Consider the following 15024-nt stretch of genomic DNA (forward strand, 5'->3'; position numbering starts at 1 on the left):
AGCTGTTGACATGCTTCTTGCAGTTTTTTATCAGCCTTGTGTTAAACTCTTCATCACAGAAGGTTAATTCATATTCAATAGCTGTGGAATTTCGCCAAGCAGCCATTCTCTTGTTGTCGCATCACTTGAAGTCTTCATGATGTCTTGTGTATAGACATATCCGTTCTTGACGGCAGGAAGGCTCTTCCAGATAGGGCTCTTTAATAGATTCTCTGTGGATTGTTTTGCTTCTTCTGCCACTGGAGTCAAGAGGAATATCCGGTCTCCGGCATATTCTTTCAGGACTTCCATGGATACTTCCTGGAACCCTTTACCTTCATCAAGGATCGTTTGAATAGCTGGAGTTGCCTTGAAGCCATTCTCCCCATAGAGTACCTGGGAAAGTCCGGTTGCAGCCATTATAAACAGTCTGTCTCCTGGATAATAAGTGAAGACCGCAGCCGTTTCGCCCTCTTTCATGCCTGCGGATTTCAATTGCTTCCACATGTTCTCTTCAGCGGTTTTATACTGCGCAAGCCATGCTTCTGCTTCAGTCGTTTTCCCAACAATTCCACCAATGTCCAGCATACGTTCCTGGAGTGGGGCAAAGGTATCAAATATTATAGTGGGTGCAATTTTGGAGAGCTGTTCGAAATCAGCTTCATCTGTGCCCGCATAGATGATCAGGTCAGGCTGAAGCTCCAATGTTTTTTCCAGATTGATAGGGAAGCCTACATCCTCCACACCTTGTAATTGATCTTCAAAAACCTGGCCTTCACCCATAGAAAGAGGATAACCTACCGCCTGCACACCAAGTGCGAGCAAATCGCCATAAGTTTCTCCAGAATAGATAATTCGCTGCGGATTCACCGGAATCTCTACAGTATGCCCTATGTAATCTGTATAGGAGCGGGTAGTCGCTGCTGCTTCATCTGTACTGCTATCTGAGGGTTCTGCTGAAGGTACCGCGGTTGCAGCGGAAGAGTTCCCGGTTTTGTTCACCGTACTATTGGCAGAGGATTGTTCCTTTGAGTTTCCGCACGCCAGTAGCAATGTACTCAGCAAAAATAGTACACATACCACAGCGAAGGACTGTCGTACCTTGTTCATATCTTATTGCCTCCCTATTATATGTAACGACCACCAATAATGATAATCATTCTCGATTAAAATATATCATAAATTAAAGCCTCTTTTTACTCAATGGACAAAAAATAACCCCGTAATTTGATTTGTACAATCAAGTAAAAAGGATGTGTTTAAAATTATTTTGAATTATTTTTAGCTGCTTGGAAAAATACTCTAAATAACAGCAATCGAGAGAAAGAGAGGGAGCTTGTCTTCATAATAAACTTGGCAAAGGAATCCCTTGAAGCACATAGGATTGTGGTGTTTTTTTGAATCTGATTACTGTTATGTATTAAGAAGTTCAGGTGATGAAAAAATCCAGGTTTGTCCACATTGATTGTAATCGTTATCATTACGTGGCATGTTATCTACCGTGCTTGACGTCAGTAGAAGGGCTTTGTTATGGTTTTTATAGTCAAACGCAAGCCGAAATAGCTTTTTGTAGAATATGCAGAAGGTTTTGCGTAAGATATTCTAACCAAACATAATACGAGGGAGATGGTTGATTGTGATCAAAGGAATTATTTTTGATTTTGACGGAACGATTATCGACACGGAGACTGCTTGGTACACCGCATTTAACGAGGCTTATGCAGAATATGGAGTGGATCTGACGCTTGAACAATATTCCACCTGCATCGGCACGAGCTTGAACAGTTTTAATCCTTATGAATATTTAATGACTGATCTTAAGCTAGCGATTGACAAAGAAGAGTTCAGTAAGGCTGTTAAACAGAGACACAGCAAACTTATGGAGCTTGAAACAATACGACCAGGCATTCAGCATTATCTTGATTCCGCCAAAGCAGCTGGACTGCGCATAGGGCTGGCCTCAAGTTCTTCACTGGAATGGGTGGGAAAATATCTGAATCAATTGGGTATTCGCGAGTATTTCGAATGTGTTCGGACTGCCGACCATGTGGCAAAAGTGAAACCAGATCCGGAGCTATATAACCAAACGTTAGCTTGTCTTGGAATCACAGCTGATGAGGCGGTTGCTATCGAGGATTCACCGAATGGATCTAAGGCAGCGGCAGCAGCTGGCATCCGTTGCATTGTGACGCCTAACGAAATTACTAATTTTCTTGAATTCGATAAGCAGCACCATAAAATTGATAATCTAAGTCTTCTTGAATTTGATCATGTAGTTACTCAACGTTGCTTCGTATAGAGAAACCGAGAAACTAAGTTCAAATTAAAGGGGGATACCAAATTGAGAGCCGTACATTTTGGAGCAGGCAATATTGGCAGAGGTTTTATTGGGCCTATGTTGTCGGACTCCGGTTACAATGTTTGTTTCGTCGGAAGAAATAAGAGTAAAATTGCCCAATTGCAAAAACGTGGGCAATATCCTGTCACCCTAGCTAACAAGAACAGGGACAGCTTTATTGTTGATAATGTTACTGCAATCAATCTGAATGATACTGAGGACGTTACTAGAGCTATAGCAGAAGCTGAAATTGTGACAACTGCCGTCGGAATATCCGCTTTAAAAGATATTGCTGAGACCATTGCGCAGGGCATCGAACGAAGGCTTGAAAATAGCAGAAATCTCAACCCTCTTCATATCATTGCCTGTGAGAATGGGATTGGAAGCAGTCAGAAGTTGAAAAAATCAGTTTATCGGCATATGAAGCAATCCTTCAAGGAACTTGCTGACCGCAATGTCGCTTTTCCCAATGCGATGGTTGACCGGATTGTACCTATGCAGAAAAATACAGATTCACTTGAAATCCTCGTTGAACCCTTCAGTGAGTGGGTTATTCCCCGCAGTGGGATGATTGGTAACTACAATGAAATTAAAGGCGTCCATTATGTGGATTCGCTGGCGCCATACCTCGAACGGAAGCTATATACTGTGAATACAGGTCATTGCAGTGCAGCCTATTTTGGATACCTGGAAGGTTATACTAGCATTCAAGAAGCGATGTCTGATCCCGAAATCAGAGCTCGTGTTCACGGGGTGCTTAAGGAAACAGGGGCCTTATTGGTGCATTTATATGGCTTCAAGCCCATAGAACATGACCGGTATATAGAAAAGATGATGGAACGATTCACTAACCCCAACTTTAACGATAAAATTACACGTGTCGCCCGCTCCCCGCTTCGCAAGCTTTCACCTAATGATCGACTCGTAAAACCGGCAATGCTTGCTCATGAACTTGGTTTTGAGACTTCACATTTAGTCTCAGCTATTGCTTCTGCACTTTATTTTGATCATGAAAAAGATCCAGAAGCCTTACAGCTTCAAGCGGACATCCGAAACCACGGGCTAAGTGAAGTCATTGCTGCACAACTAAAAATCCCCACGGAGCATCCGCTTCATGGTCGCATTATTTTGGAGTCCAACAAATTACGCGCGAGATATCCTCATAGGACTAGAATGAAGACAATAAGCGTCAGGGTACCCTACTTTTAATATAAAACGATGGTTATAAACCTATAAAAGAGTGTTCTCTGCTGGATGGGCAAGAACACTCTTTTTATAGGTTACGAAGTTCTGTAAGTGTCCCTAATCCAATTCAATACGCAGAACAACCGGAGTCTCACTTCGAACCGAGGTCGTTTTTATAACCAAGGCTTCATCGGTTCTTTCCCATGCAGGTTGTTCCTCAAAACCTAAGATTTTGATCTGTTTAATCATCCCATGGAAGTGCGCAGAGTTTTCTTTAAGGGATTTGATTTGCACTATTCCGTTGTTTGGATAGACAAGAACAGTAGCGTAAAGATAACTGCCTTTTACCGTAAAGCGAATATCTTCATTGGTGAAAATTTTTGTGATCCCATCTGTAAACTGACCTTCAACAATCTCCGTAGGGCCTTCCCCGAAGGTGCGCCAGTAGGTCGTATCATAGATTGCTTCACCATTCACCTTTAGCCATTCTCCGATGCCAAGCAGAATCTCCTGATCCTGAGCTGGAATGCTGCCGTCCGCTTTAGGACCTATATTCAGCAGCAAGTTGCCGTTTTTGCTTACGATATCTATTAGATCTCTGATAATTTCTACGGCAGATTTATAATCATTTTCCGGAGTATAACACCATGAATTTTTAGCAACTGCTGTATCCGTTTGCCAGAAATAAGGTTTAAGCCCGGAGAAATGACCTCTCTCAATATCTGGGATTGCTGAGCCAAACATGAAGGCATCATGCTTATAATTGATTGCAACCGGAGTGCCCCATTCCTCTCCCTTATTGTAATAGTAAGCGGCGAACTTTTTGAGATAGGGTTTGAAGGCAGCTGTATGAATCCACCAGTCAAAGTAAAAGATTTTCGGCTGATAATTGTCTACCAGCTCGCAGCAGCGAATCAACCAATCCTCCAGAAATTCTTGATTAGGTGGGGAGCCGAATAAATCGTGATGATCGGGTTCGGGCATAGATGGCCAATAGAAATCTCCACATACAAGCGGTTCATGGATATCGGAATCAAATTCCTTGCCATGAGACAGGAAGAACCAGTGCTCAGCCCTATGGGAAGATACACAAAACTCTAATCCCTGCTGCTCAAAAGCGTCTTTCATTTCCCCGACTAAATCCCGCTTAGGACCCATCTCATATGTGTTATAGTGAGAGTAAGCGCTCTTATACATTTGAAAGCCGTCATGGTGCTCTGCAACAGGCATCACGTATTTGGCACCAGATAATTTGAAGAGATTGGCCCATTCCTCAGCATTGAAATGCTCAGCCTTGAACAAGGGGATGAAATCTTTATAACCAAAGGTTTTATGCTCGCCATAGGTAGCAAGATGATGTTCATATTCCCGTGAACCCTGGATATACATATTTCGGGGATACCACTCATTGGCGAAAGCCGGAATAGAATAAAGGCCCCAATGAATGAAAATACCAAACTTAGCGTTCTCATACCACATAGGCACTTGAAATTGACTTAGTGAATCCCAATCGGCTTTGAATCTTCCAGTTGCGATCGTATCTTCGATTACTTTTAAATATTTGTTTTTATCCACCATTTTGCAATCATCCTTTCAAACGTTTATTTCTACTTCATTGTAGTGATTGGAGGTGGAAATCAAAATGTAGGACATTAACTTTTAGATGTACAAAACTAACCTGATAAGGCGGAGTAAGGGATGGATAACCATGTTTTGCTTACAAATTATTTATCCAATTTAAAGGTTGATTTATTTATGGCTGATTACAATCTTTGTGGCCGTGACTGGAGAGATCTTGACTACACACCTGACTATAGTAAATTTTATTTTATTTGCGATGGGGAGGGTTGGTTAAAGATTGGGGATCGAGAATATTATCCGAAGCCTGGTCAGCTTTTTTTGATGCCTGAGGGAGTTAAGCAATCTTATTCTTGCATAAGTGATCAACCCTTTGAGAAGTATTGGTGCCATTTCAGCGCAAAAGTCGGAGACATTAATCTATTCAAAATGTTAGAGTTAAGTCATGTATGCAGAGAAGTAGATCCTCATGTAATCCAAAAGATTTTCAGCAGCCTAACGAGTCATATGAAATCTGATGCGGTGTATGCTCATTTATTAGCCAAAAGTAAGTTAATGGAGTTATTTTCTTATTTTATTATGAACATAGAAGTAGACGAAATCACCTTTAAGAATCTGAGCTCGATCGAAAAATTAACGAAAGTATTAACGTACATAGACGCTCATATCGAGCGAAATATCACCATACACGAGCTTGCCGAGATTGCGTACATGCATCCCAACTATTTTATCCGGCTATTTAAACAGCAAATCGGAGTTCCACCCATTCAGTATATCACCAGAAAAAAGATAACTAAGGCCAAGGAGCTATTGAGGGGGACGCAAAGTTCTGTCGGTGAGATTGCCCATGATCTTGGTTTTAGCGATCTCTATTATTTCTCCAAACAGTTCAAAAAAAATGTAGGTTTAAGCCCTTCGGAATTCAGACAAGGAACAGTAGCTGTGAAATAAATAGAAGAAGGCCGTCCTGTGTGGTAGAAACCAACCAGAGACGGCCTTTTTTATAAGTGGAAGAGATTAGAGCAGTGAGACAGTGAAACGGAAGATGTACGGGCGATTAGCCGGCAGAGTGAACTCTTCGTGGGTTGGTGCGCCCCAGCTGTCGTCCCCGCCAACACCCATTTGCTTGTAGTTGACTCTCAGTACGCTTTTGTTTGAGACTGGCAATTTATAGACGTGGTCATGGGCTTCCAGTTCCTCAGGCTTCCAAGGCAGGGCATTAATTTCGATAGGGTTTGCACTTTCAAAATAGAACCCTGATCCATCGTTGCCCTCTGTAATTGAAGCGAATCTGACATCAGTCTTGTTGCCGCACTCTTGAGGTTTGAGATAAGGCGTGAATTGATCACTGACCTTACCTGTGTAACGTCCAAGTGGGGCTCCGGTTTGCCGATCCCAATAATTCTCATGAGGTCCGCGGCCGTACCAAGACAGGGTATCAAGACTTCCATCTAGAACGAACATCATTCCGAACTCAGGGATTTCCGGCAGTTCGCTGCTGCCTGGACTCAGCTCTTGCGTGATCTCTAAAGTCCCGTCAGCGCGAATCACATACTGGACCCGAAGCGTGGAATCCGGACTTGTAGCCAGAAGGTAGCTGGCATAGACGAAACAGAGAGAGCCTTCGGTTCTAAATGTAAAGCTGATTAAGTGTTGTTTATGCGATGCCTGCTTCCATACTGCACACCGCTGTGGCAATTTATTGCCACAATCATTATCTGTGACTGCTCTCCAGAAGTTAGGTCTTACAGGCTCAAGCAGACGTTCTTTGCCTGAGGAACGATAAGAGTTCAGAGCACCCATAGTGGTACTAAAGCTCAGTTCGAAATTATCACCTTGTACATTCAAAACATTCTCAAGCTCGCTGACACGCAGTGTTTCTGCGGTTGTCTTTGAGGTACTGGTTACGAAACGAGGTGACAGAATGAACTGTTCCCAAGCGATTTCGTGATTGGCTTCTGCCCATATAGTTGCTGAAGGCTGAATAAAGGAAAGATTCAGAACTGCTTCATGATTGCCACGCAGTGAATCCAACTCGTAAGGAACTTTGCATGAAATGCTCTCACCTGGTGCACATGAGATCTTCAGCAAGCCTTCTTGCGCAGTTACTCCGTCTAAACGAACTTCCCATTTGAGATCGTATTCCTTTAAGTTGGTAAATAAGAAGGAATTTCGAATCTGGAAGAGTCCTTCTAGGATATTTTCAGCCGTTACTTTAATATTCTGATAACATTTTTTGACCTCAAAGAGCTTAGGAGTAACCGTACGATCAGCAAAAAGTAATCCGTTGCCACTAAAATTGCCGTCATGAGGCGATTCACCAAAGTCCCCGCCATAAGCGAGATATTCAATTCCTTCGGAGGTGTGGGTCCGAATGGCTTGATCTACCCAATCCCAAATGAATGCACCTTGAACAATGTCATATTTGTCGAACAAGTCACAGTATAAGTGCAGCCCACCGCATGAATTGCCCATGGCATGACTGTATTCACAGAGGATATAAGGCTTCTTAGGATTATTAAGCGCATATTTTTCAACATCCTGCGGTTTAATGTACATAGTAGATTCTATGTCACTTGCTGCTTCCGATTCTCTACAGTGAAAGATTCCCTCATAATGAACCGGCCGCGAAGGATCGATTTCTCTCAGGTAGTCGTGCATAGCGATAAAATTGTCGCCTCCGAAAGATTCATTGCCGAGAGACCATATGATGACTGAAGGGTGGTTTTTGTCCCTTTGCATCATGGAGTTGCAGCGGTCAATGACATTGGCCCGCCATTCCGGTTTGCTTCCAGGGACATTCCCGTCATTCAATCCTTCTTGGCTGTATGCCCAGGTGCCGTGCGTTTCCAGATTGGTTTCGTCAATTACATATAATCCGTATTCATCACATAACTCATACCAGACAGACTGATTCGGGTAATGGGAGGTTCGAACGGCATTAATATTATGTGTTTTCATTAATTGGATGTCGCGCAGCATATCTTTTTTGGCTAAAGCACGACCTGTGTCGCAAGAGAACTCGTGGCGATTGACACCTTTGAGCACGATTCTTTTGCCATTGATCTTCATAAGTCCGTCTTTAATCTCAAACTTGCGGAATCCAACCTTACAGCTGACCGTTTCTTGTGTACGCCCTTCGCTGTCATTTATAGACAGGACTAAGGTATAAAGATAAGGGGTTTCAGCACTCCATTTAAAAGGCTGTTCAACCGGGGCAGAAAGCTTGAGCTGTTGAACGCCTTCTTGCTCAAAGGAACCAGTAGCGGAGATAGGAGTCTCCCAAACAGGCTGGCCCTCTTTATTGTAAAGCTGCATTTGCAGTGTATATGGGCTTTGCTCGTTAAAGTAATTTTCCACCTTGATATCTACATTTAAATCCGCATGTACGAAGTTTTCATCCAGATCTGTGTGGACGAAATAATCAGCAATATGAACGGAAGGAGCCGAATAAAGATAGACTTCCCGAAAAATACCGCTCAGGCGCCAGAAATCCTGATCCTCTAGCCAGCTGGCATCACACCAACGATAAACCTCGACAGCTAGTTTATTGTCCCCTGCAACTAAATATGGGGTGATATCGAACTCTGATGGAGTAAATGTATCTTCACAGTACCCGACAAGTTCACCGTTTACCCAGACGTAGAAAGCGGATTCAACACCCTGAAAGCTTAGGTACACCGGTTGACCGTTCCAAGACTCAGGTACAGTAAAGGTTCGCAGATAAGAGCCTACTGGATTATATTTTGTTGGGGCAAAGGGGGCTTTAAGCTCTGGCTCGGATTCCGCCCAAGGATACCGGAGATTTGTATACTGAGGATAGTCATAACCTTGGAACTGCCAGTGAGACGGTACAGGAATGGTATCCCAAGTACTGCAATCGAAATCGGTTTTATAGAAATCCACAATTCGTTGATCCGGTGTTTCGGAAAAAGCGAATTTCCAAAGCCCATTGAGGGTTTGGTAGAAAGGTGAGGTTTCTTTATCGTTAGTTAGCGCTTGGGATAAACTACGGTAAGGGATCATGGAGGCATGTGCATCCAATCGATTTAATTCAAAAGTCTCTGGGTTGTTATTCCATTCCGGATAACCGTTAGCAGGTGGCTGGTAGACAAACTTTGCTCGCATGAGTTGATCTCCTTTATAATCATTGTAATGTTATTATATTCATATTATAAGTTGAAGTAATATTAGGATAAATAAAAGAATTTTAGTCCCAGATAACAAAATATGAAACGAGGACTTTTTATGGAGAGCAAAATTATTTTTTGCCAAACAGAAGATGTAATCATGCTGCCGCTTTATGCTACAACCCTTGGATTTTGGGAGCATCAGCCAGAAACTATACGTCCTGCAGGCTTTCCAGACTATCAAATACATCAGATTCACGAAGGTAAAGGCGAGCTTATCATTCATGAGAGCCGATATCTCGTGGGTCCAGGGGATGTGTTCTTTTTGTTCCCGGATATTCCTCATTCGTATGCCCCTATCAGTGGGAAGGAGTGGAAGGTATCATGGGTCTCGTTCAATGGCAGAGAGGTTGGTCAAATGCTGCTCTATGCGGGCATCCGCGAGTCTGGTCCTGCTAGATTAAAAGAAGATCAATGGCTCAATCCTCTAAAGCAAATCCTTATGCTGCCAGATAGCAATGAGCTGGAGACTAATTTGGCACGTTCTAAACATCTTTACGCATTGCTTCTGGATTTAAAAAGAAAGCTAGTATCGCCTCTGAATGAGGCACATGAATTGGAGCGAATCAAACCGGTGCTGCGTTATATAGAGAGCAATCTGCATAGGACGCTTCCTTTAAAGGAGCTGGCGGAGATTATTTCTGTATCGCCACAGTATTTATGTAGGCTTTTTCAAAAAACAATTCATGATCGACCTGTAACCTATATCAATAAGCAACGTATCAATTTGAGTAAACAGCTTATGTTTAATGGACGCGATAAAAAAATGTATGAAATTGCCCAGCTAGTGGGCTTTGATAATGCTAGTTACTTTTGTTTGGTGTTTAAAAGATTGACAGGGATGAGTCCTGAGCAATTTAAGCAGCTGCATGGTTTGGATTAGATAAACGCTTACTTGTTACCGTCTAGCACAACATGATATAGTTTACTTGAGTTCCTGCGATGTTTTTTTTGCGGCTTAGCCCATACTTTTACTGCCACAAGAATTCAATACATAGAACCAAATTAACAATCTGAAATGACGAAAAGCATCAGGAAGGAGACATCATTTTGAATGAGAAGCTAAAGCAAGCCTATGAGCGTTTGAACTTGCCTGAAGACGTTACCCGGGAGGAATTGAACAAAAGGTTAGATATTCATTTGAAACGCCGTCGATCGAATTCTACTGAAGATGAGGTCGCAGCTTATGAAGAGGAATTCCGCGCTTACAAAACCATCCTAGATGGCTTGGATCAGAAGGAGATTCAGGAAGCAGAGGACAAGCGGCTGGAGAAGTGGGGAGCCATGTCCGGCGTAGCACGAAAATCGGAGAATTTCTTTCGACTCTACAAAACGCACACTATTATTTCTATTATCGTGCTGCTGGTAGTTATCTTTGGGGGGAAAGCGCTCTATGATCAATGGCAGGAAAGAAAATATGAAGCTACGCTTCCACCGGTAGATGTTCGAATCATGTTCCTAGGCAACTATGAATCTCAGGACTCGTCAGGTAAGAATGAAGAGCTAAAACAAGAAATTATCAATCGTTACCCGGCTTGGAAGAGAGTGGAGGCAGAAATCGTTTATCTACCCTCAACAGGTGGGACGGACGGTGGAGCCTTGGATATGAGCTATATGCAGCGGGCTATGGCGATGCTGGCAGCCGATCATCCGGATATCCTCATTATGGATGATGCTACTTTTGAATGGATTGGCCAGCAGTCGGGACTGCAAAATCTGGAGTCGTTTATTAAATCCGCAGGACTTCCTCTTGATGATAACCGTTTGAAACGTATGACTAACCCGGAGAGTGGTCAAGAGCTGATTACTGGCATAGATATCACAGATACGGATTTTGCTACAGAACTCCCTATCCATTCAAACCAGATGATCATCGGAACGTTAGGACAAGATGACAGTAAGACTAAATCAACTGATTTTGTTGAGTTTTTACTTAAACAGATCACTAATCAATAAATTAATAGGGCCGATGTTGTATGGATGTTCATACGACATCGGCTTTTTTATGATCTGTAGAGCTTGCGGTACGCGATGGGTGTCTGGCCGACTATTTTTTTGAATACAGCGTTAAAGGAGTCGATGTCACGGTAACCAACTAGCTCGGCAATCATATTAATTTTATGTCCAGAAGTACGCAGCAATTCACAGCTTTTATGCATTCGCAGATTCTTCAAGTAGGTCCCAAAGGACTGGCCAGTATGCTTGTGGAACATGCGCTGAAGATGCCTGCTGCTCCACTGTGAAATACGGGCTAATTCGGCAAGTGTAATCTTCTCCGACAGATTATGCTCTAGGTATTGAATTACTTGCGTGAAGTCTGCCATATCCATCGTAGATTTGTCATCTTCTCCGTATTTTTGCCTGTACACTGCTATGATTAATTGACTTAAGAGGGTGTAAAGCATTGTTTTGGAGCCCATACCGGATACCGACATTTCATGATATAAATTCAGCATTAAGCGCTCAATAGAGCCATCTCGATCTGAGACGGAAAAGTAAGATGAGCTGCTACTCCCAAGAGTGGCTAGGTGCTCCCGGATAGATGGCTCTTGAAGGACGATATTTAATTGCTCCACCATTTGCATATCAAAAAGGCAGTTATAGACGATCAGGCGATTCCCTAAAGTATCAGAAGATGCTGGACGGAACACATGGGGGGCACCTACAGGAATCACGAACAGCATTCCTTTTCTAACGGGAAAGATCTCATTTTCAAGGTGATGAAAACCTCTTCCTTCAGCTACATAGCAATACTCAATAAATTCATGAGCATGAAAAGGGGCGTGGAAGTTCTCTGAATAGCGGTTAACGAGCAGATGCAGATCGTTTTGAAAAAAGATTTCATTTTTGAACAACTCGGTGGTTCGTTGCATATTGAATTCCCCCTTCCAGATTCATGGCATGATTGCAGGGATATGATGTCCTTTTTACCGGGTGATGAAAGCGGTAACCCAGCTATAATTATAGGGCAAAGACTAATTTGTCGCTATAGAAGGAGGTTTTTATCTATATGTTCGCAATGACTAAGCTTCGTTGTGAGTACAAAGAAAATCCGCTAGGAATTGATGTGATCAGACCCAGAATCAGTTGGCAGTTAGTTTCAGATGACAGGGACTGCATGCAGTCTGCTTATCAAATTCAAGTGGCGGAGAATATGCTTTTTCAAGGCAAGCTATGGGATACAGAGGAAGTAAAGTCTTCTCAATCGATCCATGTTGAGCTTGAAGGTCTGCTGCTGAAAGCTCGCACGCGTTATTATTATCGGGTTCGGGCATGGAATCAGAATGCAATAGACTCGGGTTGGTCTGAGGTTGCATTTTTTGAAACCGGACTATTAGATGCAGGGAATTGGCAGGCGGAGTGGATCAGCGCTCCTACAGCCTCTTTTTCACAAGATTCTGAGATTTGCCCACAGCTTCGTACATTCGTGGATGTAAAAGGTCCAGTGGAAAGTGCAAGGATTTATGCTACTGCTTTGGGCTTGTATGAACTGCAGCTGAACGGAAGTCGGGTGGGAGATCATTATTTTACTCCAGGCTGGACCAGTTACAGTAAGCGGCTGCAATATCAAACTTATGATGTCACAAAGCTTCTGCATGAAGGTGCGAATGCGTTAGGCGCACTGTTGGGCAATGGCTGGTACAGAGGGTATTTGGGCTGGGATAATCAAAAGGAGATTTATGGATCAAAGACTTCACTTCTACTGGAGCTTCATATCCGGTATGCAGACGGTTCAAATGAGCTTATTAGCTCAGATCAGAATTGGCAGGCTGCAAAAAGCGCAATTATGATGTCTGAAATTTATAATGGTGAAACCTATGATGCTCGGCTGGAGTTGGATATCACTGATCCTTCATCAGAAGGTTGGCATCCAGTGGAGATTATTAATTATTCCAAAGCGATCATCGTTGCCCAGGAAAATGTGCCAGTGACACAAGTTGAAACCTTGAAGCCGATTGCACTGCTGACTACCCCGCAGGGAGATAGAGTGCTGGACATGGGCCAGAACATGGTAGGGTGGCTAAAATTTAATGTAAAAGGTCAATCTGGTCAGGCGGTAGAACTTCAGCATGCTGAAATATTAGACCGGGACGGAAATTTCTACACGGAGAATATGCGTAAAGCGAAACAGTGCATCCGCTATACTCTGAAAGGTGGAGAGCAAGAGACGTATGAACCGCATTTCACCTTCCAAGGCTTTCGGTATGTGAAGCTTAGTGGGTTCTCAGCAGATCTTCAACTAGAGGATTTCACAGGAATTGTGATGCACTCTAATATGGAACGTACGGGTGATTTTCAGTGCTCAGATCCACTTGTGAATCAACTGCATCACAATATCCTGTGGGGGCAAAAAGGGAATTTCCTCGATGTGCCCACTGATTGTCCACAGCGTGATGAGCGGCTCGGCTGGACGGGGGATGCTCAGATGTTTGTCCGAACAGCCTCCTATTTGATGAATACGGCACCTTTCTTTACGAAATGGTTACGGGATTTGAAGGCAGACCAAACCCCTGAGGGCGGCATTCCGTTTTTTATTCCAGAGCTGAGAGCAGCGCCTCCTGGCGACGGAGATACTAACCATTCTTCTGCAGCCTGGGGAGATGCAGCTACGATCTGTCCATGGACAATCTATGAAATGTACGGCGACAAAAGGCTGCTTGCAGAGCAATACGAGAGCATGAAGCAATGGATTTCATATATCTATGCACAGGGAAGTAACCCTTATCTGTGGAATACTGGCTTTCATTTCGGCGATTGGCTAGCGCTTGATTCCAAGCCAGACAGCTATGTGGGAGCTACAGATCGGGATTATGTCGCCACCGCTTTTTATGCCTATTCCGTTTCGCTTACTTTAAAAGCGGCAATAGCCTTAGAAAAATCGGAGGACGTGGACTATTATAGTGAGCTGCACGCCAAAATTATAAAAGCATTCAGTAATGAGTTCATAACACCTGCGGGAAGGTTGTCCGTCTCTACCCAGACTGCACAGATATTAGCCCTACGTTTCGATCTTGTAAAAGGGGTCGCCAAAGAACGTGCAATTCAGAAGCTCACTGAGCTGCTTGCTGAAGCTAAGGATCATCTGACTACTGGATTCGTGGGCACACCATATCTGAATCCTGTGCTCAGCGAGATTGGAAATAATGAACTCGCGTATAAGCTTCTTTTTCAAAAGGATTATCCATCCTGGCTGTATCAGGTGACGAAAGGTGCGACTACGATTTGGGAGCATTGGGATGGGATCAAGGAGGACGGCAGCTTCTGGAGTGCAGATATGAATTCCTTCAATCATTACGCCTATGGCGCAATAGGTGAATGGTTGTATCGATACGTTGCAGGAATCGGAACAGATGAGTTGGAGCCTGGTTTCAAAATCGTTCATATCAAGCCACAGCCAGGCCCCGGTTTAGATTACGCAGAAGCAAGTCTTGAAACCATGTACGGAAAAGTGGAGTCAGCGTGGCGGAGATCAGAGGATAATGGAATGATGATTCACGTTACGATTCCTGCCAATACCAACGGTATTGTCGTTCTGCCTGGAGCCAATCAACTAGGGTTATTAGAAAATGAAGTTCCTGTAGAGCAGTCCAGAGGCGTGCACAGTATCAGCTTGGTCGATAACGGAGTGAGACTTCAATTAGGTTCGGGCAGCTATCAATTTACGTATTCTTTATAACCTTTACTAGGGGGCTTCCTAGTGTGAACTGACATCGAGGGGTATTCGGTGTCAGTTTTTCGTTTTCGAATTGACGA

10 protein-coding genes are annotated in these 15024 nt (G+C 43.4%); 6 read left to right on the top strand and 4 right to left on the bottom strand.

What is annotated here, in order from left to right; genetic code table 11:
- Nucleotides 1-63: 63 nt before the first annotated feature.
- On the bottom strand, nucleotides 64-1089 hold the full coding sequence (locus tag NSQ91_RS11460; RefSeq protein ID WP_076193795.1) for an ABC transporter substrate-binding protein: 1026 nt from the start codon (nucleotides 1087-1089) through the stop codon (nucleotides 64-66).
- A gap of 526 nt (nucleotides 1090-1615) precedes the next feature.
- On the opposite strand from NSQ91_RS11460, the gene NSQ91_RS11465 reads away from it, so the two are divergent.
- Both NSQ91_RS11465 and NSQ91_RS11470 read left to right on the top strand, forming a co-directional pair.
- Nucleotides 1616-2278: an HAD family hydrolase gene (locus NSQ91_RS11465; RefSeq protein WP_076305556.1), complete on the top strand. Its 663-nt coding sequence runs from the start codon at nucleotides 1616-1618 to the stop codon at nucleotides 2276-2278.
- Between the two features lie 42 nt (nucleotides 2279-2320).
- Nucleotides 2321-3526, top strand: coding sequence for a mannitol-1-phosphate 5-dehydrogenase (locus NSQ91_RS11470; RefSeq protein ID WP_076305555.1), 1206 nt, complete (start codon nucleotides 2321-2323; stop codon nucleotides 3524-3526).
- Between the two features lie 93 nt (nucleotides 3527-3619).
- Here the strand turns inward: NSQ91_RS11470 and NSQ91_RS11475 are convergent, their stop codons facing one another.
- A complete protein-coding gene (locus NSQ91_RS11475; protein ID WP_076305554.1) occupies nucleotides 3620-5080 on the bottom strand; it encodes an alpha-L-fucosidase in 1461 nt (486 codons plus the stop codon).
- Between the two features lie 120 nt (nucleotides 5081-5200).
- Between NSQ91_RS11475 and NSQ91_RS11480 the strand changes: the two genes are divergently transcribed.
- Nucleotides 5201-6031, top strand: coding sequence for an AraC family transcriptional regulator (locus tag NSQ91_RS11480; protein WP_076193801.1), 831 nt, complete (start codon nucleotides 5201-5203; stop codon nucleotides 6029-6031).
- 66 nt (nucleotides 6032-6097) lie between these two features.
- On the opposite strand, the gene NSQ91_RS11485 is transcribed toward NSQ91_RS11480, so the two are convergent.
- Nucleotides 6098-9208: a glycoside hydrolase family 2 TIM barrel-domain containing protein gene (locus NSQ91_RS11485; RefSeq protein ID WP_340917863.1), complete on the bottom strand. Its 3111-nt coding sequence runs from the start codon at nucleotides 9206-9208 to the stop codon at nucleotides 6098-6100.
- Between the two features lie 120 nt (nucleotides 9209-9328).
- On the opposite strand from NSQ91_RS11485, the gene NSQ91_RS11490 reads away from it, so the two are divergent.
- Complete coding sequence (locus tag NSQ91_RS11490; RefSeq protein WP_340012346.1) at nucleotides 9329-10153, top strand: AraC family transcriptional regulator; 825 nt, start codon at nucleotides 9329-9331, stop codon at nucleotides 10151-10153.
- Between the two features lie 167 nt (nucleotides 10154-10320).
- Nucleotides 10321-11226, top strand: coding sequence for a hypothetical protein (locus NSQ91_RS11495; RefSeq protein ID WP_076133480.1), 906 nt, complete (start codon nucleotides 10321-10323; stop codon nucleotides 11224-11226).
- 47 nt (nucleotides 11227-11273) lie between these two features.
- Here NSQ91_RS11495 and NSQ91_RS11500 read toward each other — a convergent pair whose 3' ends face one another.
- Complete coding sequence (locus tag NSQ91_RS11500; protein WP_076130584.1) at nucleotides 11274-12143, bottom strand: AraC family transcriptional regulator; 870 nt, start codon at nucleotides 12141-12143, stop codon at nucleotides 11274-11276.
- Nucleotides 12144-12280: 137 nt separating this feature from the next.
- On the opposite strand from NSQ91_RS11500, the gene NSQ91_RS11505 reads away from it, so the two are divergent.
- On the top strand, nucleotides 12281-14947 hold the full coding sequence (locus NSQ91_RS11505) for a family 78 glycoside hydrolase catalytic domain (RefSeq protein ID WP_340917868.1): 2667 nt from the start codon (nucleotides 12281-12283) through the stop codon (nucleotides 14945-14947).
- The last annotated feature ends 77 nt before the right edge of the window (nucleotides 14948-15024 follow it).

The organism is Paenibacillus sp. FSL R7-0048 (genome assembly GCF_038004505.1).
Classification (GTDB): domain Bacteria; phylum Bacillota; class Bacilli; order Paenibacillales; family Paenibacillaceae; genus Paenibacillus_AQ; species Paenibacillus_AQ odorifer.

Excerpts from the sequence above, each read along its gene's own strand:
- NSQ91_RS11460 (WP_076193795.1), bottom strand. The coding sequence starts at position 1,089 with ATGAACAAGGTACGACAGTCCTTCGCTGTGGTATGTGTACTATTTTTG.
- NSQ91_RS11475 (WP_076305554.1), bottom strand. The coding sequence starts at position 5,080 with ATGGTGGATAAAAACAAATATTTAAAAGTAATCGAAGATACGATCGCA.
- NSQ91_RS11480 (WP_076193801.1), top strand. The coding sequence starts at position 5,201 with ATGGATAACCATGTTTTGCTTACAAATTATTTATCCAATTTAAAGGTT.
- NSQ91_RS11485 (WP_340917863.1), bottom strand. The coding sequence starts at position 9,208 with ATGCGAGCAAAGTTTGTCTACCAGCCACCTGCTAACGGTTATCCGGAA.
- NSQ91_RS11490 (WP_340012346.1), top strand. The coding sequence starts at position 9,329 with ATGGAGAGCAAAATTATTTTTTGCCAAACAGAAGATGTAATCATGCTG.
- NSQ91_RS11500 (WP_076130584.1), bottom strand. The coding sequence starts at position 12,143 with ATGCAACGAACCACCGAGTTGTTCAAAAATGAAATCTTTTTTCAAAAC.
- NSQ91_RS11505 (WP_340917868.1), top strand. The coding sequence starts at position 12,281 with ATGTTCGCAATGACTAAGCTTCGTTGTGAGTACAAAGAAAATCCGCTA.